Source organism: Specibacter sp. NPDC057265, from assembly GCF_042668835.1.
Classification (GTDB): domain Bacteria; phylum Actinomycetota; class Actinomycetes; order Actinomycetales; family Micrococcaceae; genus Specibacter.
Map to the genome: position 1 here is coordinate 282,742 of NZ_JBHUYE010000001.1, position 23,427 is coordinate 306,168.

The 23,427-nt window shown below is 57.0% G+C and carries 21 protein-coding genes; 12 read left to right on the plus strand and 9 right to left on the minus strand.

Features of this window, described 5'->3' with window-relative positions; genetic code table 11:
- The first annotated feature begins 393 nt into the window (after window positions 1-393).
- The 3 genes from ACFUCV_RS01200 to ACFUCV_RS01210 all read left to right on the plus strand — a co-directional run bounded on the left by ACFUCV_RS01200 (window position 394) and on the right by ACFUCV_RS01210 (window position 5,588).
- Window positions 394-3,213 carry a CshA/CshB family fibrillar adhesin-related protein gene (locus tag ACFUCV_RS01200; protein WP_380811131.1) on the plus strand — a complete coding sequence of 940 codons (2,820 nt, stop codon included), beginning with the start codon at window positions 394-396 and terminating at the stop codon, window positions 3,211-3,213.
- A gap of 76 nt (window positions 3,214-3,289) precedes the next feature.
- Entirely contained in the window at window positions 3,290-4,702 is a 1,413-nt protein-coding gene (locus ACFUCV_RS01205; protein ID WP_380811133.1) for a SpaH/EbpB family LPXTG-anchored major pilin, read from the plus strand.
- A 13-nt stretch (window positions 4,703-4,715) separates the two neighbouring features.
- A complete protein-coding gene (locus ACFUCV_RS01210; protein ID WP_380811135.1) occupies window positions 4,716-5,588 on the plus strand; it encodes a class C sortase in 873 nt (290 codons plus the stop codon).
- Window positions 5,589-5,744: 156 nt separating this feature from the next.
- Here the strand turns inward: ACFUCV_RS01210 and ACFUCV_RS01215 are convergent, their stop codons facing one another.
- From ACFUCV_RS01215 to ACFUCV_RS01240, 6 genes are read right to left on the minus strand one after another with little or no spacing between them, the layout of a single operon-like run.
- Complete coding sequence (locus tag ACFUCV_RS01215; protein ID WP_380811137.1) at window positions 5,745-6,878, minus strand: hypothetical protein; 1,134 nt, start codon at window positions 6,876-6,878, stop codon at window positions 5,745-5,747.
- 1 nt (window position 6,879) lies between these two features.
- Window positions 6,880-7,464: a SipW-dependent-type signal peptide-containing protein gene (locus ACFUCV_RS01220; RefSeq protein WP_380811139.1), complete on the minus strand. Its 585-nt coding sequence runs from the start codon at window positions 7,462-7,464 to the stop codon at window positions 6,880-6,882.
- Window positions 7,461-8,105 carry a hypothetical protein gene (locus tag ACFUCV_RS01225; protein ID WP_380811141.1) on the minus strand — a complete coding sequence of 215 codons (645 nt, stop codon included), beginning with the start codon at window positions 8,103-8,105 and terminating at the stop codon, window positions 7,461-7,463. The genes ACFUCV_RS01220 and ACFUCV_RS01225 overlap by 4 nt, the downstream gene beginning before the upstream one ends.
- Window positions 8,102-8,719: a signal peptidase I gene (locus ACFUCV_RS01230; RefSeq protein ID WP_380811143.1), complete on the minus strand. Its 618-nt coding sequence runs from the start codon at window positions 8,717-8,719 to the stop codon at window positions 8,102-8,104. Before ACFUCV_RS01230 ends, ACFUCV_RS01225 begins: the two co-directional genes overlap by 4 nt.
- Window positions 8,716-9,291, minus strand: a complete 576-nt coding sequence (locus tag ACFUCV_RS01235) for a hypothetical protein (protein ID WP_380811145.1) — start codon at window positions 9,289-9,291, stop codon at window positions 8,716-8,718. The genes ACFUCV_RS01230 and ACFUCV_RS01235 overlap by 4 nt, the downstream gene beginning before the upstream one ends.
- A 19-nt stretch (window positions 9,292-9,310) precedes the next feature.
- Window positions 9,311-9,862 carry an alternate-type signal peptide domain-containing protein gene (locus ACFUCV_RS01240; RefSeq protein ID WP_380811147.1) on the minus strand — a complete coding sequence of 184 codons (552 nt, stop codon included), beginning with the start codon at window positions 9,860-9,862 and terminating at the stop codon, window positions 9,311-9,313.
- 361 nt (window positions 9,863-10,223) lie between these two features.
- On the opposite strand from ACFUCV_RS01240, the gene ACFUCV_RS01245 reads away from it, so the two are divergent.
- The 3 genes from ACFUCV_RS01245 to ACFUCV_RS01255 all read left to right on the plus strand — a co-directional run bounded on the left by ACFUCV_RS01245 (window position 10,224) and on the right by ACFUCV_RS01255 (window position 11,856).
- A complete protein-coding gene (locus ACFUCV_RS01245; RefSeq protein ID WP_380811149.1) occupies window positions 10,224-10,730 on the plus strand; it encodes a VanZ family protein in 507 nt (168 codons plus the stop codon).
- Window positions 10,731-10,746: 16 nt separating this feature from the next.
- A complete protein-coding gene (locus tag ACFUCV_RS01250) occupies window positions 10,747-11,343 on the plus strand; it encodes a low molecular weight phosphatase family protein (RefSeq protein ID WP_380811151.1) in 597 nt (198 codons plus the stop codon).
- A gap of 117 nt (window positions 11,344-11,460) precedes the next feature.
- Window positions 11,461-11,856: a hypothetical protein gene (locus ACFUCV_RS01255; protein WP_380811153.1), complete on the plus strand. Its 396-nt coding sequence runs from the start codon at window positions 11,461-11,463 to the stop codon at window positions 11,854-11,856.
- A gap of 314 nt (window positions 11,857-12,170) precedes the next feature.
- Here ACFUCV_RS01255 and ACFUCV_RS01260 read toward each other — a convergent pair whose 3' ends face one another.
- Both ACFUCV_RS01260 and ACFUCV_RS01265 read right to left on the minus strand, forming a co-directional pair.
- Window positions 12,171-13,547: a hypothetical protein gene (locus ACFUCV_RS01260; RefSeq protein WP_380811155.1), complete on the minus strand. Its 1,377-nt coding sequence runs from the start codon at window positions 13,545-13,547 to the stop codon at window positions 12,171-12,173.
- Window positions 13,548-13,800: 253 nt separating this feature from the next.
- Window positions 13,801-14,991 (minus strand): acyltransferase family protein, encoded by a 1,191-nt coding sequence (locus ACFUCV_RS01265; RefSeq protein WP_380811157.1) that lies wholly within the window; start codon window positions 14,989-14,991, stop codon window positions 13,801-13,803.
- A gap of 369 nt (window positions 14,992-15,360) precedes the next feature.
- On the opposite strand from ACFUCV_RS01265, the gene ACFUCV_RS01270 reads away from it, so the two are divergent.
- On the plus strand, window positions 15,361-16,557 hold the full coding sequence (locus ACFUCV_RS01270) for an IS110 family transposase (RefSeq protein WP_380811159.1): 1,197 nt from the start codon (window positions 15,361-15,363) through the stop codon (window positions 16,555-16,557).
- A 122-nt stretch (window positions 16,558-16,679) separates the two neighbouring features.
- Here ACFUCV_RS01270 and ACFUCV_RS01275 read toward each other — a convergent pair whose 3' ends face one another.
- Window positions 16,680-17,564 (minus strand): beta-1,6-N-acetylglucosaminyltransferase, encoded by an 885-nt coding sequence (locus tag ACFUCV_RS01275; RefSeq protein WP_380811161.1) that lies wholly within the window; start codon window positions 17,562-17,564, stop codon window positions 16,680-16,682.
- A 477-nt stretch (window positions 17,565-18,041) separates the two neighbouring features.
- Between ACFUCV_RS01275 and ACFUCV_RS01280 the strand changes: the two genes are divergently transcribed.
- From ACFUCV_RS01280 to ACFUCV_RS01300, 5 genes are all read left to right on the plus strand, one after another.
- The gene (locus ACFUCV_RS01280) at window positions 18,042-19,121 is read left to right on the plus strand and encodes a glycosyltransferase family 4 protein (RefSeq protein ID WP_380811163.1); all 1,080 of its coding nucleotides are present in this window, start codon (window positions 18,042-18,044) and stop codon (window positions 19,119-19,121) included.
- The gene (locus tag ACFUCV_RS01285) at window positions 19,099-20,229 is read left to right on the plus strand and encodes a polysaccharide pyruvyl transferase family protein (RefSeq protein ID WP_380811165.1); all 1,131 of its coding nucleotides are present in this window, start codon (window positions 19,099-19,101) and stop codon (window positions 20,227-20,229) included. Before ACFUCV_RS01280 ends, ACFUCV_RS01285 begins: the two co-directional genes overlap by 23 nt.
- Before the next feature lie 91 nt (window positions 20,230-20,320).
- Window positions 20,321-21,334: a glycosyltransferase gene (locus tag ACFUCV_RS01290; RefSeq protein ID WP_380811167.1), complete on the plus strand. Its 1,014-nt coding sequence runs from the start codon at window positions 20,321-20,323 to the stop codon at window positions 21,332-21,334.
- Window positions 21,324-22,118, plus strand: a complete 795-nt coding sequence (locus ACFUCV_RS01295) for a glycosyltransferase (protein WP_380811169.1) — start codon at window positions 21,324-21,326, stop codon at window positions 22,116-22,118. The genes ACFUCV_RS01290 and ACFUCV_RS01295 overlap by 11 nt, the downstream gene beginning before the upstream one ends.
- 11 nt (window positions 22,119-22,129) lie before the next feature.
- Complete coding sequence (locus ACFUCV_RS01300; protein ID WP_380811171.1) at window positions 22,130-22,999, plus strand: glycosyltransferase family 2 protein; 870 nt, start codon at window positions 22,130-22,132, stop codon at window positions 22,997-22,999.
- The last annotated feature ends 428 nt before the right edge of the window (window positions 23,000-23,427 follow it).

Below are 23,427 nucleotides of genomic sequence, written 5' to 3' on the forward strand. Positions count from 1 at the left end.
CTGCACTTCCGGCAGCAAAATACGCTTCCCCATGGCCCGGTTCTGCGTCAAAGTGCTCAAAGCAGGGAAATCCACCCACAAAACTGATCCAATCGTGGAAAAGCTCAAGGACTGCTCAAAATCTCATAAATGACCACATCAGTCCCCTGAGTTTTCCTTAGGGACACTGCCCTAACCTTGAGGACGTTCGGTGTTGGGACCTAAAAAAGTCCACGCAGCAACCGCACCGCCACCCGTCACGTATGGGGCCCTGGTCTGGGAGGAAATCCCGGCAGGACCCAAACTTTCCCGCTAGTTTCCAAGGACCGATCCCCCATGTTTGAGAGTCAACAGACATCTCAGAGAACCTCGCAGCGCCCAGCTGCCAGGACGCCGCTCCATGCGCTGCTTCTCATGGCAATCATTGCCGCCTTGCTCCCCGCCCTGAACCTGGGCGCCGCCGGCAGCGCCCAGGCGGCCTACGCAACGAACGGCGCGGGAAGCTACAAAGGCAGCATTGACTGGATGCAATGGGGCAGCCATGGAACCGTCCTGTCCGCAGGGGCCCGTTCCGAAACGGTTCGGATCATTGGCGGCCAAAGACTGGTCACCACCTGCACCCTCGACACCCTGGTCAACCCCCTGCGGGCCTACAGGTCCGGAAGCTATTTTCGTGACGCCCTGGACGACCTCTACAACGTCGGCGGTACTGGAAGCAACAACCAACTTGTTTCCGGCCTTGGCAACAACATTGACGGGCAAACCGCCAGCTTTCACGTCTCCTGCAAGGCCGAATTGGATCAGGTCCCTGTCAAAGTCAGCGGCTTGGTCATGGCTGATGCTGAAACCAGCGGGAGCAATGAATACATCTCCGCACGCCCCGATGGAACAACCCCCCAATGGCGGCTTATTGAGCGTTTCCGTGGCACCGATTGCACAACCAACATCAAGGCGACCCTGGCCACCGACCATAATCTCATGCTCCAGCCCACGAGCGCTGAGTGCGCCAACGGCGGCCCCACGGCCATTGCCTACATGGAGGCGGCAACTGGTGCCAGCGTGACCATCAAAGGCGGCGGCGCAACTGCGGTGGCGTTGGGCGTTGTCCTGGACTCCGACTTTGGTGATGCCCCGGCCACGTACGGCTCGGCGGGAGCATTGTTCCAGCCGGAGTGGATCGGCTCAGCCATCCCGGCAGGAACCAGCTACGTCTTCCCGGGAACCACGCCCACCATTGGCCTGAGCACTCTTGGGCAGCCAAAAACCATGCTGGGGAAACTCATCGACGCCGAACCCGGCTACCAGCCCAGTGCCGGGGCCGACGCCGATGACGCCGCCCCCATCGATGACGAGGACGCCATTGCCGCCCTGGGCACTGTCACTGCTTATCCCGGACAGACGTACTCCGTGGCCAATGTGGCCTGCACGGGGCCAGGCTACCTGGCCGGCTGGATCGATTGGAACAACAACACAGTCTTTGATGCCGGGGAACGCTCAACCCAGGCCCAATGCACCGGCACCTCAGTGAACCTGTCCTGGACAGTTCCTGCCAATGTCTCCAACACCCCCGCCGGCGTTCAATCGGTGCTTCGGCTGCGCATTGCTGAACTGGCTTCCCAGATAGCCCTGCCCACCGGCATCAGCACCACTGGTGAAGTTGAAGACCATCCACTGCGTCTGAGCGTTCCCACGGTGAGCATTCAAAAGAACGTGAGCTCAAGGGTTTCCGCCACCGACCAATTCACCCTCTCACTGGCCACCGCCGGGCAAACCACCGACACCGCAACCACAGCGGGTGCGGCAACAGGTCTGCAGGCAGCCAAAATCGGCCCCAAGGCCGTTGCACCCGGTACTGCCTTCACTTTTCAAGAGACAGTGGCAACCGGTTCCGCCTCTCCCCTGAGTGAATATGACAGCAGCTACAGCTGCACTGTTTCCTACCCAGGCGGTGCCAGTTCGGTGCTGGTGGCCAATACCAGTGGCGCCCGGGGCAGTTCTACAGTCCCTGCCCTTGATGCCAAGGGCGCGCCCACCATCGTCTGTGTCTTTGGAAATGCCCCCAAAGCCGCCTCTTTGCTGGTCACCACCGTGTGGACCGTAAACAACGTGTCCTATGCAAATGGTGCACAGCCACCAGGTATTACGGCGCAATTGGTTCAGCCAGGCATCCAGCCGGCAGGCAATGTGGCGGGAAACAAGGTTGGGTTCAGCCAAACGGTCTCCATAGCCGAGGCCATGCCCGGTTGCACAATTGCCAGCCAGCGCATCACCAATGTCAACGGCACAGCCGCTGATTTGGCACTGAGCTACGAACAAACCCTTAAATCAGGTGTCAATACTGCACAAATCACCAATACGGTCACCTGTCAGGCGCAATTGACATTGGTCAAGGTGGTGGAGGGCGGCACCACACCGGCCACCGCGTGGACGTTGAGCGCCTACCCCGCCACGGGCTCCGCTGTAGTCACCGGCACCACAGGGGTGAAGCAGAATGTGGCTGCCGGCACGGTACTGCAATTGGCCGAGTCCGGCGGCGATCCTCGCTATCTTCAAAATGACGAGCGCACTTATGCCGAACGTACTGCCGCTCCCCGTGCCAGCGGTTCCTGGAACTGCGTCGCCACTGACATCACCGGCAAAGCGCTCACAGCTTCCTTCCCCGCCCGGACGGGCGCCAACGGAACCTTCACACCCACCCTGGGCTCCCACACCAGCTGTACGGCAGTGAACCGGACAGCAACACTGTCGGTGCTCAAGTTCGTGGAAAACCGCAATGGAACAGGAACTGCCGGACCGGCGAACTGGAACCTCACCGCCGCACCCAGCAGCGGTGTCACGGGCTTGGTTTCGGCCACCGTTGCAGGCGCCAACCAGCTCTCGGCTGCCTCGGCCATCCAGGTGCGGCCCGGCCACAACTACCGCCTCTCCGAGGCCGGCAGTGTTGGCGGTTATGTGCAAGTGAAGTTGCAGCGTTTCACCGGAGCCGATCCCGGCAACGCAGCAGCGTTGAACGTGGCCTCCAACTGGACGGACGTGGATGCGGCGGCACCGGTGTCAGTGCCTGCAGGGCAGCACCAGGTCTACCGTTTCGTGAACCGTGACGCCGTGCGTTTTCAACTTCCAGCCACCGGCGGACGCGGAGCACTGCCCTACCTTCTGGTGGGTGGGGTCCTCGTGGCCGCGGGCCTCGGAGCCTTGCTCAAGCGCCGGAACAACCACCCCGACACCCCCTAAAACTTTTCCTCCCACGGCGGCCCATGCCGCCGCATGACAACAAACAAGATCAAAAAAATAAAGAAAGTGAATCACCATGGTCTCTCAACCGCCCCTCCCCCGGACCAGCCGCCTGCGCCGGCTCTCCATCACCCTTGGCGCACTGGTCGCCGGCACAGCACTGAGCCTTGGTGCAGTGGCCCCCGCATCCGCGGCTCCCAACCTTGAACCCAGCAGGACCGGCTCCATCACGGTGCACAAGTACCAGGAACCCACCACCGCCACGGGTTTGGCGAACAACGGCACCGCAGTGGATACCACAGGGTTGACAGCCATTTCCGGTGTGACCTTCACAGCCCAGAAGGTCAACATTGACCTGAGCGTCACCACCAACTGGCAAAATCTGGAAAGTTACACGGTTGCCCAGGCTCAGGCCAATCTCACGGGAACGCCGAAGGCCCTGACCACCGACGACGCGGGCGTCGCCAAATTTGAGAACCTTTCCCTGGGCCTGTATCTGCTGACTGAAACGGACATTGGCAGCAACAAGATCGCTTTCAAGGGTCAGCCGTTCCTGGTCACCATGCCCCTGGCGCTCAACAACGACTGGGTTTATGACGTCCACACCTACCCCAAGAACACTGTGACCTCACTTAATCAGGTCATCGACGACTCCGCCGCCCACGTCATTGGCGATCCGGTGAAATCCACATTCACCAGCCAGGTTCCCTCCTTGCCGGCCGGCACTGCCTTGACCTCGTTTGGCATGGCCGACACCTTGGACCCGCGTCTGAGCTACGTCTCTGCTGACGTCACTGTTGCTGGCGTTGATCTTGTCAAGGGCGTCGACTACACCATTGTGGTCAAGGGTCAGGAAGTCCTGGTGGAGTTCACCCCCGCCGGCTTGGCCAAATTGCAGGGCAAGGCAGGGGCGGCAGTCACCGTCACGGTCAACACCACCATCAATGCCTTGGGCGACGGCCAGATCACCAACAAGGGCCAGGTCTTCATCAATGGCAACACCAACCGTTTCGACTCCAACGTTGTCACCACGTCCTGGGGCGCTTTGAAGGTCACCAAGCACGCCAAGGGCGATGTCACCAAAGTGCTCAGCGGTGCAGAATTCCAGTTGTTCGCCCTTGATGGGCAAGGCAAGCGCATTGGCGGGGAACTCCACGACGTCACAGGCGCTGCCGCAGACGTCACCTTCACCACTGCCGCCGATGGAACTTTCACTGTCACCGGTTTGAAGGCCGGCAACTATGAACTGGTGGAAACCAAGGCTCCTGTCGGTTACAAACTCGACAGCACCCCCAAGACGGTCACTGTCACCCAGGGCACGGTTGAAAATGCTGCAGCCTACTCCATTGCCAACACCCAGGTGCCCGCTTTCCAGCTGCCCTTGACCGGTAGCACCGGAACCACCCTTTTCAGCGGCATTGGCCTGTTGTTGATTGTGGCTGGCGGCTCCATTGCCGTGGCCCGCAAGCGCCGCACGGCAAAGGCATAACGCCAACCCTCCCATGCGCCATTCCATCATCTCCACCACGCGACGCCGCGGAGCCCACATGGCCCCGCGGCGTCGCGTCATGCCCTTCACCTGGTTGACGGCCCTGCTGGTCCTGGTGGGAACATGCGTGATGCTGTACCCACCTGCAGCCAGTTGGTATGCGGCGGTGGAACAGCACCGGGAGTCCCAGCACTATGTTGACAGCGTGCAGGATCTGGGGGCCGAAGCCCGGGCCGCGTCGCTGGCCGAGGCCCACCAATACAACGACTCCTTGGCTGACGGCAATTACATTGTGGATCCCTTCGCGGCCATTGAAGGGACAACCGTAAAGTCCAGCGACCCGTACTGGTCCCTGATGGATCCAGCGGGCGATGGTTTGATGGCCCGCCTGATCATCCCGTCACTGAACGCCAATTTGCCCATTTACCACGGCACCGGATCGGACGTGCTGTTGCACGGGGTGGGCCATCTGCAGGGGACGGCCTTGCCGGTGGGAGGGAATGGCACGCACACGGTGCTCACCGGGCACCGCGGACTCCCCCAGGCCACGTTGTTCGACAATCTGGATGATTTGAAACCCGGCGACCCCATTGAAATCAATGCCCTGGGAGAGCTGGCCGTGTACCGGGTGATCAATTCAGCCGTGGTGCTCCCCAGTGAGACCGAATCCCTGCATTCCCAGAGCGGCAGCGATCTGCTGACCCTGGTGACATGCACCCCGGTGGGCATCAACTCCCATCGCATTCTGGTCACTGCGGAACGGGTTGCACCTTCACCGGAGCAGACGGAAACCCCGGTGGACGCCGTAGGCTTCCCCTACTGGGCCTTGATACTGGGCACCATCACGGCCCTGGACGTCATCTATGTGGCCCGCTCCCGCCGCTAGCCGTACCAGGAAAGCCGAACACCGGCCATGCATCGGCTGTCCGCACCGCAGCGGTGGCACCGCTGGCGGTTCAAGGCGTGGGCCTGGTACGTGCCAGCCGGTTCCACCCCGGCAGGGTTCGACGGCGGCAACCGGCCATACACCCAGTCCGACAGCTCAGGAGGTGCACGTCAGTTTCTTGTTGATGCCCAGAATGCCCGAGGTGGCATGCACCGACGGGAAGCTGACGGGAGCCGATTTCCAACTCCCGTACATGGCTGAAATGGTGATGGTGATCTTCGGGTCAGGGTTCAAGATGTCCAGGATGGTTCCCAGCAGGCCTGAATCAAGGGAAGCAACATAGCTGCGCGCGTCCGCCGGCAAAGTGGTGGATTTGGGGGCTGTCAAAGAGCCGTTCTGATGTGCAGTCACTATGTAGCCGGTGACCCCTGGCGGTGCCGCGGCCCAATCAAAGCGAATGGTATGGGCGTTCCCAACATGGTTGGTGCAGGTCACCTGCTGCGGCGGGGCCGCGGTCACGGCCCGTGCGGCTGCATTGGCCGCAGCCGTCCCGATGAATGCCGCCTCCGTGGAGGCCACCTGGGTGCTCATTCCCAGGCCCCCAAACAGGGCCACTGATGTCACTACAGCAGCTGCGGACGTGGCCCTTGCCGCCCCGCGGCCCCGCGGGCGCCGCGGGCGCCGTGGCGCAGCCCGGCGGCCGGAGGATGCGCCACGCACGGTGCCCTGCCCGATGCCCCTGGCCATGAGGGCCGGAGCACCAGGCCCTGACTCCCCGCTTGCGGGAGGATCACCCTGTTTGCGAATAAATGCCAGGTATATAAACATGGCGCACAGCATTCCGGCCACAAAGAACAGCCACGGTTGGCTGAACCATGCCACCACAAAGCCCAGCACGGGAACGCTGAACAGCACCCTGTCCACGGAGTCCACTGCATACGGCTGCAGATCGGCCACCGGATTCGCATCGCCCTTGAGGACCAGCCCGGTCTCCGCGGCATAGGATTCCACCCGGTAAGTCACCCGGGCCCCTTCGGAGTTGATCACCGAGACCACCTCTCCGGCCTGCACCTCCACCGCCGGCATGGGAACAGCCAAAGCCAGCGAACCAGTGGGAATTGCCGGTGCCATGGAGCCGGAGGCAAACACCAAGGGTTTGAGCCCCATCATCAGGGTTGCCGCTGCGAGAAGCAGGCATACGGAGCCTGCCGCGGCGCTGAGGTTCAGTGCCCACCGCTGCCATCTGCCGACGGCGGAGCTGCTTTTAAAGGGACGGTACACCTGAGGCATGTCAGGATCCGACCGTTGCCGTGAAGGTGAGTTTCACGGTGGTGGAGTTGCCCTGCAGGGCGGTGTTTGCCGTGGCCGGCAGTGAGTACTGCACACAGAGCGTTTCCGAGGCTTCCGGGGCCAGGGATGAGGGGCGCACCACGGGTGCGGGGAATGAGGCCAGGGCGGCTTTGGACACCAGGGGCGTGCCGGTGCAGCTCACGTTCGGGGCCGTCCCTGTCACGGTCCCGGCCGTGACCACCACGTGCAGGGCTTGGCCCAGGCCGCCTCCGGCATTTTCGGTCACTGATCCGGTAATGGAATAGGGCAGCGCCAGGGTGCTGGTGTTTTTCACCACCACTGGCAGAGCCTGACTCATTCCCGGGTACCAGTTGCTGCCGTTGATGGGAACCGTGTAGCTGCTGGCATTGTCGGCGGTGGCCCCCACCCCCAGGGAGACCTTCGCTGCGGTGATGGGCGCCGATGTGGCGGTGGCCGTTCCCGTCCAGGCGGCCAGGGTGGAGACGGCTCCCAGTCCCACCAGCATTCCCATGGACAGCAGCGCCTTGATTTGCATGGCCCGGCGTGATTGCGCTCGGTTGCTCATAATTGTGCCTCCCGCATGGTCCCGCCCTTCGATTGTCCCCTTGTCCCCGGCCGGCTTCGGGAGCCGAACCACGCCCCCAGTCCCCCCAGAAGCAGTGCAGTCCCCAGCGGCCAAATCCATGGCCTGGCCCCGGTATTCGCCAGCGTACCCGTGCCGCCGTTGTCCTGCCGGCCACCGGCTCCCGGGACAGCCTCGCTGACGTTCACCCTCAATTGCAGCGGCCATGTCTGCGCTTGGCTGTCATTGTCCGAGTCCACGGGCAACCACATCCGTACCGGCAAGGTCCCGGCGGCACCAGGGTCCAGAGTCAGAAAGGATTGGGGGGCCGCCTCCGCCGGCTGGAGCGCTTGCGGTCCGCCGGTCAGTGCCGCCAGGGAGATGTCCACGGGTACGGCATGGTCATTGCGCACCCACAGCTGTTCCTCGACGCTCTCCCCCGGCACGAGTTTGGGTGCGTGGGCGAACAAATCCGGCACGTGTGCGGAATAGTCCACACCGTTGGAGCTGTACGCAAGGGACACTTCGTCCACACCTTGCGCCACTGCGGGTGCTGCGGGAGCGGCCAGGACTGCCAAGGCTGTTATGGCCAATGCAGCCATCAAGGCTGGTTTCCGGGGGTTAGTGATGGTGGAAGTAATCATGTGTTCTTGCTCCGTCCCAAATGGTCACGCAGTGCACTGAGGGACATGAATGCGGCGTAGCCCAGCAGCGCTGCCACGCTCAGGCCCAGCAACAGCGCGCGCTGCTGGCCGGTAATGGCAGAATTCACAAAGCCCAGCAATGGCACGGAATACCAGAGCCGGCCCCGGACCTGTTCAGGAAGTATCACTGGATCGTTCATGTTGTTGGCATCCCCACGCAGGGTCAGCCGCTGCTCACCATGGGTGGTGGCGCCTACCCCCACCACCCGGTGGGTGACCACTGTCGGTTCTCCGGACTTGAGCTGGTAGGTGATGACATCACCGGTGCGGATATCCGCCGGATCAACGGGCTGGATCACCGCGAGTGTTCCCGGCGGCAGGCCCGGCCGCATGGACCCGGTCAGGACCGTGTATGCCGTGGCCCCGCCGGCGCTGGGGATCACAATCATTACGGCCGTCAATGCCAGTACCACCAGCAGCACCAGCCACGAGGTGGTCTGGGCAATCCACCACAGCACTCCTGTTCTTTCGCGCTCTCGCCTTGCCGTCCGGCGCGTCAGCGGCACGGAATCCCGGTGCGTGTGCCTGCCAATGGCAGTGGATCCCGCTGTCATGCTTGCTCACCTCTAAAGGACAGGACCAGGAGCAGGGTGCCGCCGGAGGCTGTCTGGGGTGCCGCACCTGGCAAGGACACCCGCACGCACAGGGTTTCACTGCTTCCAGCCGCCAAGCCGCGGGTTTGGGCGAAGCTGGCTTGGTCCAGTTTCCTTTGGTTTACCAGCGCTCCGTTGTTGGGCGTGCTGGCGGTGCAGTCGGCCCGCTGCGGGACGTGCTGCATGGACAGCACCACGGAGCTGCCCAGTGCCGTGTCCGCAGCACCTGGTGCGGGTGTGGAAGATTTCGCGCCGGCCAGGGAGTAGCGCAGCGCCACCGTGCCGGTGTTGTTGATGGTCAGCGGTGCCTGCACAAATCCGCCGGGGGTCAACGAGGATGTCTGCAACTCGGTAAAGACGTAATCCTGCGCACTGCTTACACCGTTTCCCGCCGCCAGTGAGAGTCTGCCTGTGGTGACGGTGCCCGGTGCAAGCTCTCCCTCGGCACGCCACAGAGCGGCCGTGCCCTGCGCGCTCACAAAGAACACCAAGACCACGGCCGCTGCCAGGGCAAGTTTCAGGCGATTAGGCACGCTGGCATCCAGGCCTCAGTTACACCGCAGGCGCTGCATTGGCGACTTGGGTCAGCGTCAAGGTCATGGAACCAAGGTCCAGAGGCGTATCCATGGTGCCTGTTGCACCCTCGGCGAAGCTCAGGGTGATAACAACCGGAACCTCATAGGTGGCTGCCTCACCAAAGGTGATGACGTTGTTCTCGTCTTCGACAATGCCGGCAGCGTTCCTGTCCACCTGGATGTCCACTGTGACGTCTTCGGGAAGCGCGTCCTCACCCGTCAGCCCGGTGACGTCCAGCGTGCCCTTGAGGTTCTTGCCATCGGCGGCGATGGACACCGTTTGGCTGTACGTGACAGTGTCGCCAGGAACAAGGTGGTCGGTGGCGGGTGTAAATACTGTGGTGGCGGCCCCTTCCGTGGCGTCCGCCCAAATGCCTACCCCAACCGCTTCCATAGTCAGATGACCGGTGCTTACGGTGCCGGCGTCAATGGTGTCATTGGCACTCCACAGCGCCATGGTGCCCGCTCCGCCCAGCAGCAGTGCGCCGGCAGCTCCCGCGGCAATTGCCGCTTTCGTAACTTTTTTCATGGGGTATTCCTAACCTCGTCCACCTGCCCCCAATAGGCAGTACTTCCAGCCAATCCCGGAAGTTCCCAAAGATACAGGGGCCAGACGGCTACTTTCGGCCCTCAAGCGTCTATAAAAAATGGCCCTATTTCAGCCAAGGTGGAGGCCCAATGGCTAGTTCACCGGAAGGTTTGGCAATAGTGCTACGGCCGAATTGGAAATTTTTGCCCGGCTATGGCCCGGCTTTGAACTTCTCCCCGGAACGTGTGCCGCGGGCGGTTTTCTACCATCTGGAAAGGCATAGATCTCGGCATTGCCAACGGTCGCCGTCTAGCGAAGTCATAACCAGCAATACCGTAAACTGACAGAGCTGGAAACCGTAATGATGACGGAAACGGCATCCAAGACGTTTACCAACAAGACTGAGCCAATGAACCAGCCACGCCGCAGCATTGCCCTGGTCGCAGCCGTGATCTACCTCGCCGCTGTGGCTCTCATTGTGTTCTGGCCATCCCCGGTGGATCGTCCCGCCAGTGGGCAGCTTCATATGGTCCTTGACTGGCTTCACCAACACGGAATGCCCAAGTTCATCGGATACAACAAAGTGGAATTTGCCGCCAACATCGCCATGTTCATCCCCATGGGCTACCTTGCCGCCACCTTCTTCAGGAGGGTCCTACCGGGCATTCTCCTCGGGGCTCTGGCTTCCTGCCTGATTGAATTCGGGCAGGCTTTGTTCCTGCCCCAGAGGTATGCCACCGTACTGGACGTCCTAGCCAACACAACCGGTGCTGTATTGGGCGCGGCCCTCTACTATCTAATCCGCCGGTTGTACCCGTTGAACCCATCCGGGCCCTCGAAACACCAAATGAAGGAACCTCAACCATGAACCGCAGCGTGATGCCATGACTGACACAGCTCCTTTCAAGATTTTGACCGTGTGCACGGGAAACATTTGCCGCTCCCCCATGGTGGAACGGGTTCTCCAACACGGGCTGAATCTGATAACACCGGGCGCATATAGCGTTGAGAGTGCCGGCACCGGCGCCTTGGTTGGCTCCGCTATGGAACCCCACATTGAAGGATTCGTCCGGGTCCTGGGAGCAAATCCGGAGGAGTTTTCCGCACGCCAGCTAACTCCGCACATACTGGGCAGCCAGGACCTGGTTCTGGCGTTGACCAGAAAACACAGGAGCCGCATCGTTGAGCTCCACCCGGCGCTACTGAAAAAGACTTTCACGCTGCGCGAACTGGCTAGAATTCTGCCGCAGGTCGAAACACCACGTGGTTCAAGCGTCACCGAGCGTTGGGCCACCGTCATACCGCTGGCACTGCGGGCCCGAAGCCTCAAGGGCCACAATCCCGAGGACGACGATGTGGTGGATCCTTACCGCCGCGAAGACGAAGTCTACGAACAAATGCGCCAGGAAATTACTCCTGCGGTCCAGGTACTGCTCGATTGGGAGCTCCACCATACTCAGGCGCTTCGACCGCGAGGATAGTCCCAAAAAACGTTGGCCGTGCGGTGTTGTCACCGGCAACACGATGGACACGGTATTCCGCGGCGCATTGGATGAGCTAACGAACTACGGTGGCGGCCACGGCATACTTATCAGTGGATGGCCAGCTTTCCCTTCTACTGCGGCGCCTCAAATCTATGCAGATCAGATCATAATTTCCAGCAACCTACTCAAGAACTGTGGGCGCGGGGGCGTGAACCTGCGGGGGCAACGAATATAACCATCGACGGGAACATGTTTGTGGACATGGCTGAACCGTTCATGATCGACGGAACAACGCCGATTGCTTCCACTGACTTGTCACTTAATAACGGCGTCTACAGTGGTGCCCCAGCAACCGTCTCCAACCTGTCAATCCGAAACAACGACTTCATTGACACCAGGGCAACACCGGTCATGAATTTCGCGGTCATTCCGCAGCTGGTCGCCTTGATCACAACTGTCATTCGGGAAACGCCCTCCGGCGGTTGCGCCAGGCGTTGGCCGAAGTCGTGAAGGCCGACAAGATAGTACCAAGCGATGGGCGTTTCAACCTCGCCCAAGACCCCTCTACGGGCGCGTTGCTAGTTGAACGACGTGACACTGCGGGCGTCCGTTTATCCATACCCCTCCAAGTATCGGCAAGCAACGGTGAAGTCCGCACTAACGATCTACTCAATATGGTTGCTGGCGCGTACGTCCCTGCGGGAAAGAAGATCGACTTCGACACTGCGACGCGTGGACAAATAGGAAGTAATAGCTCAAAAATTGGATTCTTTGGGGCAACAGCAACGGCAAAGCCGGTGCTTAGCTACTCCAGAACCGGGGCGTCAACGCAGAACGCTGCTATACGGACGGCGCTGACCGCCCTTGGGCTTGTTACTGACTCGACTGTCTCCTAGTCCATCGGCCTGAGCAATCTCATCGCGTGATTTTGATATTGCCCAGGCTGCCAGGACGGCAGAGAACGCGAGGACCATTGCCCTGTTGTAACCCCATGTAGAGAACACAACATCCCAGCAACCCTGCGCTGATACTAGAATCACAAGCGGCGCCCAGTTGCCTCGGACTTTGAACGCCGCTGCAATAAAGATCCCTAGCAGAAGCAGCGGAAGGGCTGCGCTCACTATGCCGCCCTCAGCCCAGCCCTCACCCAGTAGCGAATGCACGGACACTCGCCCTTCCTCTCGAACCCACAAACGCTCGTAGGCTTCCGGGAGCATCCCCAGTTCATACGCGATATTCCTAGCTACACCTAACGTGTCGAGGTCAATGCCGTTGAGGTTACCCCACCCAAACCACGGCTTTTCCATAATCGCCGCGATGGACAAAGGTGGTTCGACGCGGCCGGCCAGCAGGGCCGGGCCGCTGTCATCCAACTGGTTCAGAGTACGCAGCCTAACAGCCTCACCAAACACTCCTGCTGCGACAGCCGCGGGCAGGAGCTTGTACAACCCGAGAAGGGCTCCTCCGGCTGCGACAATGCGAACCAGGGGCAGCTTGCCCTTCCGCGTCTTGCTTTGAAACATCAGGAGGACCACAGTCACGAAGCACACCAAGCCATGAGAACGAAAGCCCAGGAACAGGCTGGCAGACCCTACGGCGAGTAGCGCGAGCATTGCAAGCAGCCGCCGTTCTGTAAGGCTGCATGCAAGCCAGACGGCCGCGATGGCGACGTACGGACCTAGCCCGTACTTCCACATGTGTTCGAAGGTGTCCGTATTCTTAGGGCGGAAGACGACGAAGAATAAGGCACTTCCAATGGAGGCATAACCAAGGAGTTGCGCGGCAGACGCTTCGCCAGCTGTAAGTCTCACAGCGGCACATACAAATAGCGCCATGGCAGCATAGTGAAGAATGTTTCCGCTGATCTCCTGTCCCTGATACAGGGCACTAAATACGAGGGCTAGGATACCCGCTAACGACCACCCAATCAGCGCTTTGGTTCGGACAGGCCACCCCGCAAGCGGTTTGACGAAAACCGCGGCGGCAGCAGGGATAGCTGCGAGAGGGAACGCAAACCCGTAGATTGGGCTTGCAGCCATTGCCCCAGCCCCCATAAGGCGGCGCATCCACGTCCTTGGTCGCTGCTCATGACTCGCATGCTTCGCTGCTAGGGACGCCTTGAGTCGAGGAATCTGCAAGAGGGCGAACGGTATGGCGAGGCAAAGGAACAGTAGAACGAAAAGCAACAAGATTTCGAGCATGGCTGTCCCCTAGGTATGCAGAGCGGTTCCCTAATTATAAAGGGTTACCAATGTGGGTTTAGAACGCCTCGCGTTGTTGGTCCGCGTCTGCTTGCTCGCACCCATGAGAGCAGTAGCGGTAGCCGCCGGGCCTTTTGAATTTCTCCCCAGTCTTCTTGCACCAGACGCACTTGCGTGGGTCGGGCGTAACAAGTCCGGCCCGCCAGACGCGAAGTGGTTCAATCGGCGTAATCCCCATGCGGACAGTATGGTGCTACGCTCGGGCGCGCTGCACTTCCCGCCGGGGCGAGACCCCGCGGGCCAGCACCGTCCGGAGCCTACGCTGCCGGGCATACTCAAGCGGCCTATCCACCAGGACAACAACGACCGCTCCAGCAGTGAGCGACAGCACGACAGCCGCAGGTCCACCAAGCGGCAGACCTACCGAGGCGAACACGCTGATCATCAGGATATGGACCAAGTAGACGGGATAGGACAGCTCCCCGACCCAACGGTCCACTGCTGACTGCTTGGTGCTTTCGAAGATGGCCGGCACGAACAGGGCGAACACCAGCGGGAAAACGACCAGGGCCACGGCGTAAGCCGGAGGGACCGCCCGACCCAACGGGAGCAGCAACAGACCGACGAACACCAACACCAGCGGCACGCTCGTAGGCAGCTTGCCCACCAGGCTGTGTCTGTACCGGAATGCCAGCATCCCGGCGATGAACAGGGACAGCTCAAACGGGAAGAACCTGTACGACCACGGATCGGCACTCATGCCCGCGAAACCCAGCCCAATCCGCAGCCCAATGGAACCTGCCATCAGCGCAAAGAGCGTCCGGTTGCAACATCGGGCGATGAACGGGGCGGACGCGTAAAACACGAGCTCAAGCCCTACAGTCCATGCCTGGGGGATCAGGAAGTACTTGTATGCCGGCACGTCAACCGAGCGGAAGTCCGGGGTATAGAACAGCTGCCCGCCAGAATCCACCCCTGCAAATAGTGCCCAGTCCTGGGTGACGATGATGAGGTTAGACAGTGCCATCGGCAGCCACGTCGCTAGCGGCAGCGAGAAGAACTCCGGGAGCCGTTGCGGATCATCACCCACAAATATGTTCCCGCCCAGCAGTAAAAGCCCCATCGTCAGGGCGGCGGTCAGTAGGTAGACGGGAAACAGCCGAGCCAACCTGGACTGCATGAACGTCGCCCACACCTTGTCCGGCAGCTTCAGGTATTTGCTCTCAAGGACCATCGCCATATAGAAACCACTGATCACGAAGAAGCACTGGACAGCGGTACGGCCGGATACCAGCGGGATGCCGAACAACGGTCCGGAATGTCCAGCCACCACAGCCACAGCCAGGAACACTCGCAGGAACCCCATGATCTCCCCCGGATCTAATCGAATTATCCGGTCAAGCATACCGGCACCCATGGGGTCAATCAGACCGGTTAAGAACATAAGAGAATAGGCAGGACTGCGCCGACTGCTTGGCCTCTACGCCAGAATGATACGGTGGCCTACATGAGCTAGAGGCGCCTTTAAACCGATACTGGGGCCTTAGGAAGGGTTTACCCCCGTTATCTTTTTGATAGTCCCTAGAAAGAGGATCATGGGGATTGTCGGCCGACCAGCCTCGGCATGGTGTCTTCCCCCTGTCTAATCAATGATCCGGGGGGTGTTGCCACCGAGGCTGGGATGGCAGCGAGGTGATTGCTGATTAGGGGCGCGGCGCTTGTATTTGGGACGCCTGTCATAACGTGGATGTAAGACTTTGCTACCGGCGGTTGGTCGGCCTTGAACAAGAACCAGTTCAAAGGAGCACGAGTCATGATCACTGATGACATCCAGATATTCCTAGGCCTAGACGTGGGGAAGACCGACCATTGGGCCTGCGCCGTCACCAAAGACGGCACAAAAATCTGGAACAGGACCTTACCCAATGATGAAGCCAAGCTCACCACCGTCTATCAAGCGCTAAGTGCCAAGGGCACTGTTCTCCTCGTCGTGGACCAGCCAGCGACCATCGGCGCTTTAGCCGTCGCAGTCGCCCAGCATCTTGGCATCCCGGTCGCGTACCTGCCAGGGTTGTCGATGCGACGGATCGCTGACATGTACCCAGGAACAGCGAAAACCGATGAAAAGGATGCGTTCATCATCGCTGGCGCGGCCCGCACCATGCCCCACACGCTACGCAGCATCGAAGTATCTGACGAGGACGAAGCCACTCTGGGCATGCTCACCGGTTTCGATCTGGACTTGGCGCGCCAGATCACCCAGACCAGCAACCGGATCCGAGGGCTCTTCACCCAAATCCACCCACCACTGGAACGGATCCTTGGCCCGTGGCTGGAGCATGATGCCGTGCTCGAAGTCCTCGCCACCTGGCCGACACCGGCCCAGCTAAAGCACGCCGGCGAAGCGCGGATCGATGCGAAACTCAAGAAGCACGGAGCCCGCCGGCACGCTGCCTGGGCCAGGGCGATCATCGAGGCGTTGGGGGCACAAACAGTGACCGTGGTTGGCACTGACGCTGCCGGACTCGTCATCCCACACCTGGCCCGACAGCTCATTTCACTGCATGCCCAACGCGTTGATGTCGCCCTGCATTTGGAGAAAATGGTGGAGGCCCACCCTCTTTACCCGGTCCTGACATCCATGCCCGGGGTCGCCGTCAGGACCGCAGCGATCATCATCGCCGAGATCTCCGGCAAAACCTTCACCAACGCCGCAGCCTTAGCCTCCTACGCCGGCCTGGCACCGACGACCCGTCAGTCAGGCACATCGATCAAATCCGAACGAGTCAGCCATTCAGGGAACAAACGCCTCAAACGTGCACTTTTCCTCTCCGCCTTCGCCTCGATCAGATTCGACCCCACCAGCCGCTCCTACTACGACCGGAAACGTGCCCAAGGTAAACGCCACAATCAAGCCCTGATCGCACTAGCCCACCGCCGACTCACCGTCCTGTTCGCCATGCTCCGCGACGGGACACTCTACGACGTCCCAATGCTCAAAGCTGCCTGACTAAACACATAGGGCCCCCCGGATTTGTTGACTCTAGCTCCGGTCATCCACTGCGGCCTGTAACAGGTAGTCACCCGCGCGCAGCTTAAACTATTCAATTGGTGTAACCCCTACGCCCCTAATCATACGGGGACTGTTATCGGCCAAATGCGTTGGCGGATAGAGTCCGTCAGGGCTTTATCCGCGAACTTCCTGGCGTACAAGGCGTGTACGATCCCGTAGCCGTCCTGATCGAAGACGAGGCGCTTCTGTTCCATCTCCGCGACATGTGATTCGTCCATGGTGATCGGCTTCGTCCCATAGTCCCGGGACCAGTCGGACCAGAGCACCGTAGGCATCCGACGGGAAGCGAAGGGCGAAACGCCGATCTCGATTTGAAAAAAGTGCTCATCTGGGAATCGGGTGTGCTTCATAAACGCGACGAATGCAGGGTCTTCCTTGATGTCTTCAAGAATCCACTGGACGGCCTCACCGGTTAGAGCCCACCATGTACTGCCGGTGAACGCTTCGCGGGGCCCCAGCGCCTTCTGCCAGTTGCGGGGAGAACTCACTTTGTTAATAAGCTTGGGCAGGAGGTTTCGTTGCCCGTTGCGCGGGTTATATTCCACATAGTACTTCGATAGCCGAGAGATCGACTTGTTCATCTCAACGCTCGGCAATTCCACGCTATTAATGAACTGGTCGCCGTGATTGTGCGCAAAAAAATCCCGTATTGCCCCCGGGGTGCGAAGCGGGTAGCTGTCGCCACTGAGCAGGACGACGTAATCTTCCGGAGCCACATAGGGCATCGCATGGCGGATCAGTGCGATAATCGCCTCCACCTGACTCCACCCGCCCCAACTCACCCGGATGCGCTCGGTTGTAAACGTCACCGCTAGTGTCTGAAACGGCTCGGCGTCCACTTTAGCGTCAATGTGCGCATAGATGGGACTATCCCCAAGTGCGGAAACCAGCTCGTGAAACTGCTCCGGGTTGTGATGCGCAAGGACAAGGTAATGAATTTTCAACGAGACTCCCCCAATAGACGTGCCCTTATCCTAACTGCTAAATAAGACCGGGAAACTACTCCTGTCTTTGTAGTCGGCGCTAGTTCACCGACAATGCCACATAACAAATCCGGCAAGGTTCACGCCCGTCTGTGGACGCAGTTTGGCGTGACACAGCCTTCATTTGGCCCACACAGTTCCGGAAGCACAGCCGATGCACAGCGTTCCCGCGTCGCAATCCGAAATCACAGAGTTCAAACTTGCAACAGCACAACTACTATTAAGAGGTAAGGATTCTGTTCGGGCGAACCGGCCAGATCTGATAAGATGAGGCCGAATATACAACGTTAGCAATTCATTTAATTATAATAATTCACACAAAAACCGTAAAGCCGCCCAATTATTTCATCTAACTAGGCAAAATAACTTTTTGACTTCAAAAGAACAAACACTATAGTAGGCCCAATCATATCAAAGCGTGATTCTCAAAAAAGGCAAATGATGTCACGAGCGGTATCCTTTCCTAGCAATTCAATTCTAATTATTGCCCCATGGTTACAAGGTGGTGGAGCACAAGGCGCGCTAGTCAATTTAATGACACTTTTGCCTAAGGAGCAAATTACGATGGTCGTCCTATTCAAGGGCAACCGGAATCATCACGCGATCCGAGCTTTAGTTTCATCATATACAGAACTAGACTTCCCCAAGTCTATATTGGGTGTCTGGCATGCCTCAAGAGCCCTTAAGAAATATATCGAGAAAAATAACACCATTTACTCATTAATGCGAGCAAGCCATTTGGTGTTGGGGCTCATATCCCCTCGTATTTTAGCTCAAAAAAGGCTAGCAGCCACCTTTCATCAACTACCAAGCCAAGACTCCGAAGGCGTCAAAGGGAAAGTCGAGAACATTCTCGTACGAAGAGGTGTCAGGGGAGCAGGGTTAATAACGGCACCATCGGTTCGGGCCATAGAAGAACTGAATGAGCAAAATATCGGGTCTTTTGAAGTGAACAAGGTTGAGCAAAATCTCATTTCCACGTCCGCGTCTCACCCTAAGCCACCCCGTGACGGCGTTCTTACGCAACCGCGTCTTCTCTTTGCGGGCCGGCTTACTGAACAAAAAGGTTTAGATCGATTAGGTGAGCTTTTGGCGGAGACTAAAGTTCATGTCCATGTTCGTTGTTTAGGGGACGGAAAAGAGCGCAAAAGGTTACATGAACTGTCTGAGAGCATTTCCGGACACACAATCGAGCTATTTCACCATGTGGAAGATATTACTGAACACCTGGATTGGGCAGATGCCGTATTCTTACCAAGTCGCTGGGAATTAAACCCTCTTGTTATCTGGGAAGGTCGCGCTAGAGGACGGGCTACGGTGGGTTCTTCAATCGAAGCTTTCAAAGATCTATCTAAAAGTGGACCTATGCTGCTATTTAGTAACGCAGCAGAATTTGCCGAAATCATACAGAACATATCTGAGCAATCGGACCTACGCAACAAACTTTTCCATCAAGCGCTCGATTCCTATAAAAGGGTCAACACAAGGAGTCTAATTGTACAGTACCTCGCAGGCTAAACTTCCACAAATTCTCATTCTACACGCGTACAGCCCGAATAACTCTGGAGACGGACTGCTCGTGGAACTGGCAAAGAAAATAGTTTTAGAGGCATTAGGTGAAGTTGAGTTTCGCATATGTGCTTCTGACGCGGAATCATTTGGCGGTCCGGAATATCTTCAATGGAGCACGCCCTATAAAGGTATAAATAGTTTTGTCGGAAGACGAGCAGCTATGCTTCTTACGGTGTTCCTTGGACCAAACAAGGAAGTGAAGCAAATTGCTAGACAGGCCGATTTAATCGTTGCCGTTGGAGGCGGTTACCTGCGCGGCGGGAATATCTCTGCGGCGGTTAAGAGCTGGGGCGCTCACTTTGGTCAGCTGAAAATGGCCGCAAAGTACGGCCATAAATCCGTGTACCTGTCTCAGAGCATAGGTCCTTTCCATGGAATTTATAAAAAGGCAGTGACCAAGAATCTTGGCAAAATCAGTGCTGTCTTTGTCCGAGATGACCGTTCGGCTCGCGAATACAAACTTGCCGCTGTTCGGCGAGCCCCAGATATGGCGGTCCTTGAACTCGCGAGTCTTTCGATTCAGCCTGAACAGACGTTATCTGAATTGCCGCCCGTAATGGTGGCCAGAGAGATCGTTGGGCCGCGTAACTACTACAAATTCTTACAAGAAGCAAGCGATTCAAAACACTTTGAGTGGGCATTACAGTCTACTGGTGGTGCCAATGACGACTATGCATTGACTAAAAGGTCTGGAGGTTCCGAACCACATAAGTTAAAGACAATACTCGAACAAAATGATCCACGTATTGTTGTTAGCACAAGATTGCACGGGGCTTTATCGTCTCTCATTGCTGGATATCCAGCAATACATTTGAGCTACGAGCGGAAGGGATGGGGTGCTTACGAGGATTTGGGTCTAGACGAATTTGTTGTGAACGCGCGGGATGTAACGCTGCCAGACGTTCAACGACTCATGGAAAAAATCATTCGTGACCCGGGTGCCTTTTGGGACAGAATCTTAGAAAAACGCCCGCAAATATTGGAAAATTACAATCAAATACTTGCCACGTTGCAAGATATATCGAGGGACGGCCGGGAGACGACTGGGAAATAATCTTGCCGTAATTTTTGAGTTATTTTTTGTCAAACATTTATTCCAACAAAAATTTCGATGAAAGCAGTTCTCATTAATGAAAATACTACATGTGACTGAGTCTTTGGGTGGGGGGGTTCAAAATGCTATATCTAAATATACGCATATGGCGAATACCTCAGAACATATAGTACTCGGAAGATTGAGAAAGGGGGAGGCGACTGGCGAGTATTCAATAGGAACGCATGTTATAGAATATAAAGGTGGGTTTATAGGATTTTTAGCCAAAATTCGGGATGCAAGTATAGAATTAAAGCCCGACATTGTTCATTTGCATTCGAGTTATGCGGGACTCGCTCGAGTTTTCATTTCTTTAAATATTCCTATAGTATATTCGCCCCACTGTTTCGCGTTTGAACGGACAGATAAAAGTGGTATTTGGAGAAAAACTGCTCGGTGGGTTGAAAAGATTTTGGCTATCAGGTCGCAGGTGATAGTTGCGGTCAGCCCCCACGAAGCGCTCTTAGCTAAGGATTTGGTGAGAAATGGCTCTGTATTTTATGTGCCCAATGTGCTTCTAAATTCTGTGAATGATGTCCCTAAGCTGGCTCGCCCTACCGTTGTTATGGTTGGTCGTATCGGAGCACAGAAGGACCCGAAGCTGTTCGCGGCTGTATCGAAAAAGCTGCGCCATTTATATAATTTTATCTGGGTCGGAGACGGAGACAGTGATTTACGACAGGAACTTGTAGACTCTGGCGTGAGAGTTACTGGTTGGCAGACGCCTTTGGAGACTAGACGACTCGTCGCCAGCTGTCACTTATGCTTCCATACCGGGGCATGGGAAGCAGCCCCTATTTCGACTATCGAAGCTGCCTCGTCCGGGACTGCAGTACTAGCTAGGGGAATACCTACGATGGCGTCGCTCGGATATCATGTAACCTCAGGTTCTTTTGACCATATAGCTAATGTAATTAACGCATTCTTTACGGACGAAGCATTTAAAGATCTTGTTGAAGCGCAGACGTTGAAAGTTGCAAAAGGACTGAGTGTTCAGGAAGCAGAACTTCAGTTGCAACGTGCTTATGAGTATTCCTTGTCGAGAAAGAAAACGGATGAAATTTAGTATTATCACAATTGCGTGGAACGACCTAGATGGACTCAGGAAAACTGTCGACAGTGTTCGTTTGCAAAAGTTTCACAATATTGAGCACATTGTTATTGACGGTGGATCTGAAGACGGTACCCGTGAGTACCTGGCACAACTTGACCCAAGCATCAAATGGGTTAGCGAAGGTGACGCGGGCAGATACGACGCAATGAATAAGGGCGCCAAAATGGCGACGGGTGACTTGCTGTGGTTTCTTCATTCATCCGATATATTTCACTCATCCGACACCGTAAATTTTGTCGCCGCTAAGTACATACAGACCCCTTTTATGTGGGGCCACGGTTTGAGTCAAATAGTAGACGGATCCAGAATTCTTGGTATAGGTGGTAAAATTCCATTCAATCACTCAAGATTTCTTATCGGTGGTCATGTGATACCCCATCAAGCAACCGTATTCAATAAAGACTTTTTTTGGACAATTGGGGGATATGATATTGACTTTGGATTGTCGGCAGATCAGATGTTCATGATGAAAGCGTCTATGGCGTCTGTCCCAGAGGTTTGGGGGGAACTTTTGTGTGACTTTGATGCATTGGGAGCCGGATCAGCACGGGGGGCGTCGGCCCATTATAAAGACATGAGTCGAGCTCGAAATGTACTAGGCATATCTGTGACCGGTTTTAGGATAACCGACATGCTCCTAGCCGTATGTTGTACTTTCTCCACATTGCTCGAACGCTTTCTGAGAAAGATCATGCGAAAGACTCGGCCTCGACTTATTTCTACGGGTGTTTTATGAATTCGGTAAAGTTGAGCGTTATTATTCCGGCGTTCAACTCTGCCACTACCATCGTTAGGGCGATTGAGAGCTGCTCTGATTTCATTGGCTGCGAAATCATCGTCGTCGACGACGGGTCAACAGACCAAACAAGCATCGTAGCGCAAGATGCTGGCGCCAGGGTTATTTCACAGGTCAATTCTGGTGCAGGTGCTGCCCGACGGTTGGGATTGACGGTTTCGAGTTCAGAATATGTCATCTTCTTAGATGCTGACGATGAATTGGTTCCCGAGGGGGTATCAGAGTCAATAGCCTTGTTGGAGAATAGTGCCGATGCTTCTGTCGCAGGTGGGCGAGTGTTAGGTATCCCGCCCAGCGGGCGGGCTCGTGTGCTCTTGCGCAGTTATGAGAAAATAACGGCAGCAGCCTTAATTAGAGTGGGTTTTGGTCCATGGCCCCCAGCTGCATCTGTTGTACGACGCAGCGCCCTCATTTCTGCAGAGCAACTTAGCATCCGGCCTTTGAGCACTCGATTCGCTGAAGACTACGAAATGGTAATCAGGTTGTCAATGGTTGGATCTATCTTGACCCACGATCTGGTCTCGACGAGGTATCAACTTTACTCAGGGAAATCGAGCAAAGCGCCCACTGCGGCAATCCGTGATAAGGAAATCATTCGAGCACATTATTCCCGTCAGCTTGGTATTTCTTGTGCCCTGCTTACCGAAAGTGAAATAGTAGCGTCGGCCCGAGCGCGCGCATCACGCGTTGCTTTCAGCAATGGTAGATATATTAATTCGCTGGTCATGTTTTTTGGCGCAGTAATATCTTCACCCCGCCAGTTTGTGAAAAAGCTTACAATGAAGTTCTGCAATAATACAAGCATGAAGAGAAGTTTTTAGTCAGTGTCGGTTTTACTAGCTCGGGCAAAAGAATTCGACCTTGGTTCCACTGCTACTTATAGAATTATCAGTTTAATTCTGAGTCTTGGTTCTAATGCGCTGGTAATTGGGCTTTTGGCGAGACAGTTCGGAGAAAGTTCATACGCTGCGTTCGCTATAGTCGCGTCACTAATTAATTTGCTTCCATTCGCGGATTTAGGTCTCGGCGCCAGTATCGTTAATGCCACATCAGACGAGGCGAGCGGTCGTATATCGAGAGAAGCGTACCGTCATCTCTTGTCCCGAGCTAGAGACCTTTTATTGCTCGTTGCGGCCTGCATAATTATAGTTATTGTCGTTCTTGTGCATTTCGAATTGTTGGACTTTGTCCTCGGGAGCTTAGCATCAGCTCCGGGCATCATCGGCGGCGCCTTATACACGTTCTGCTG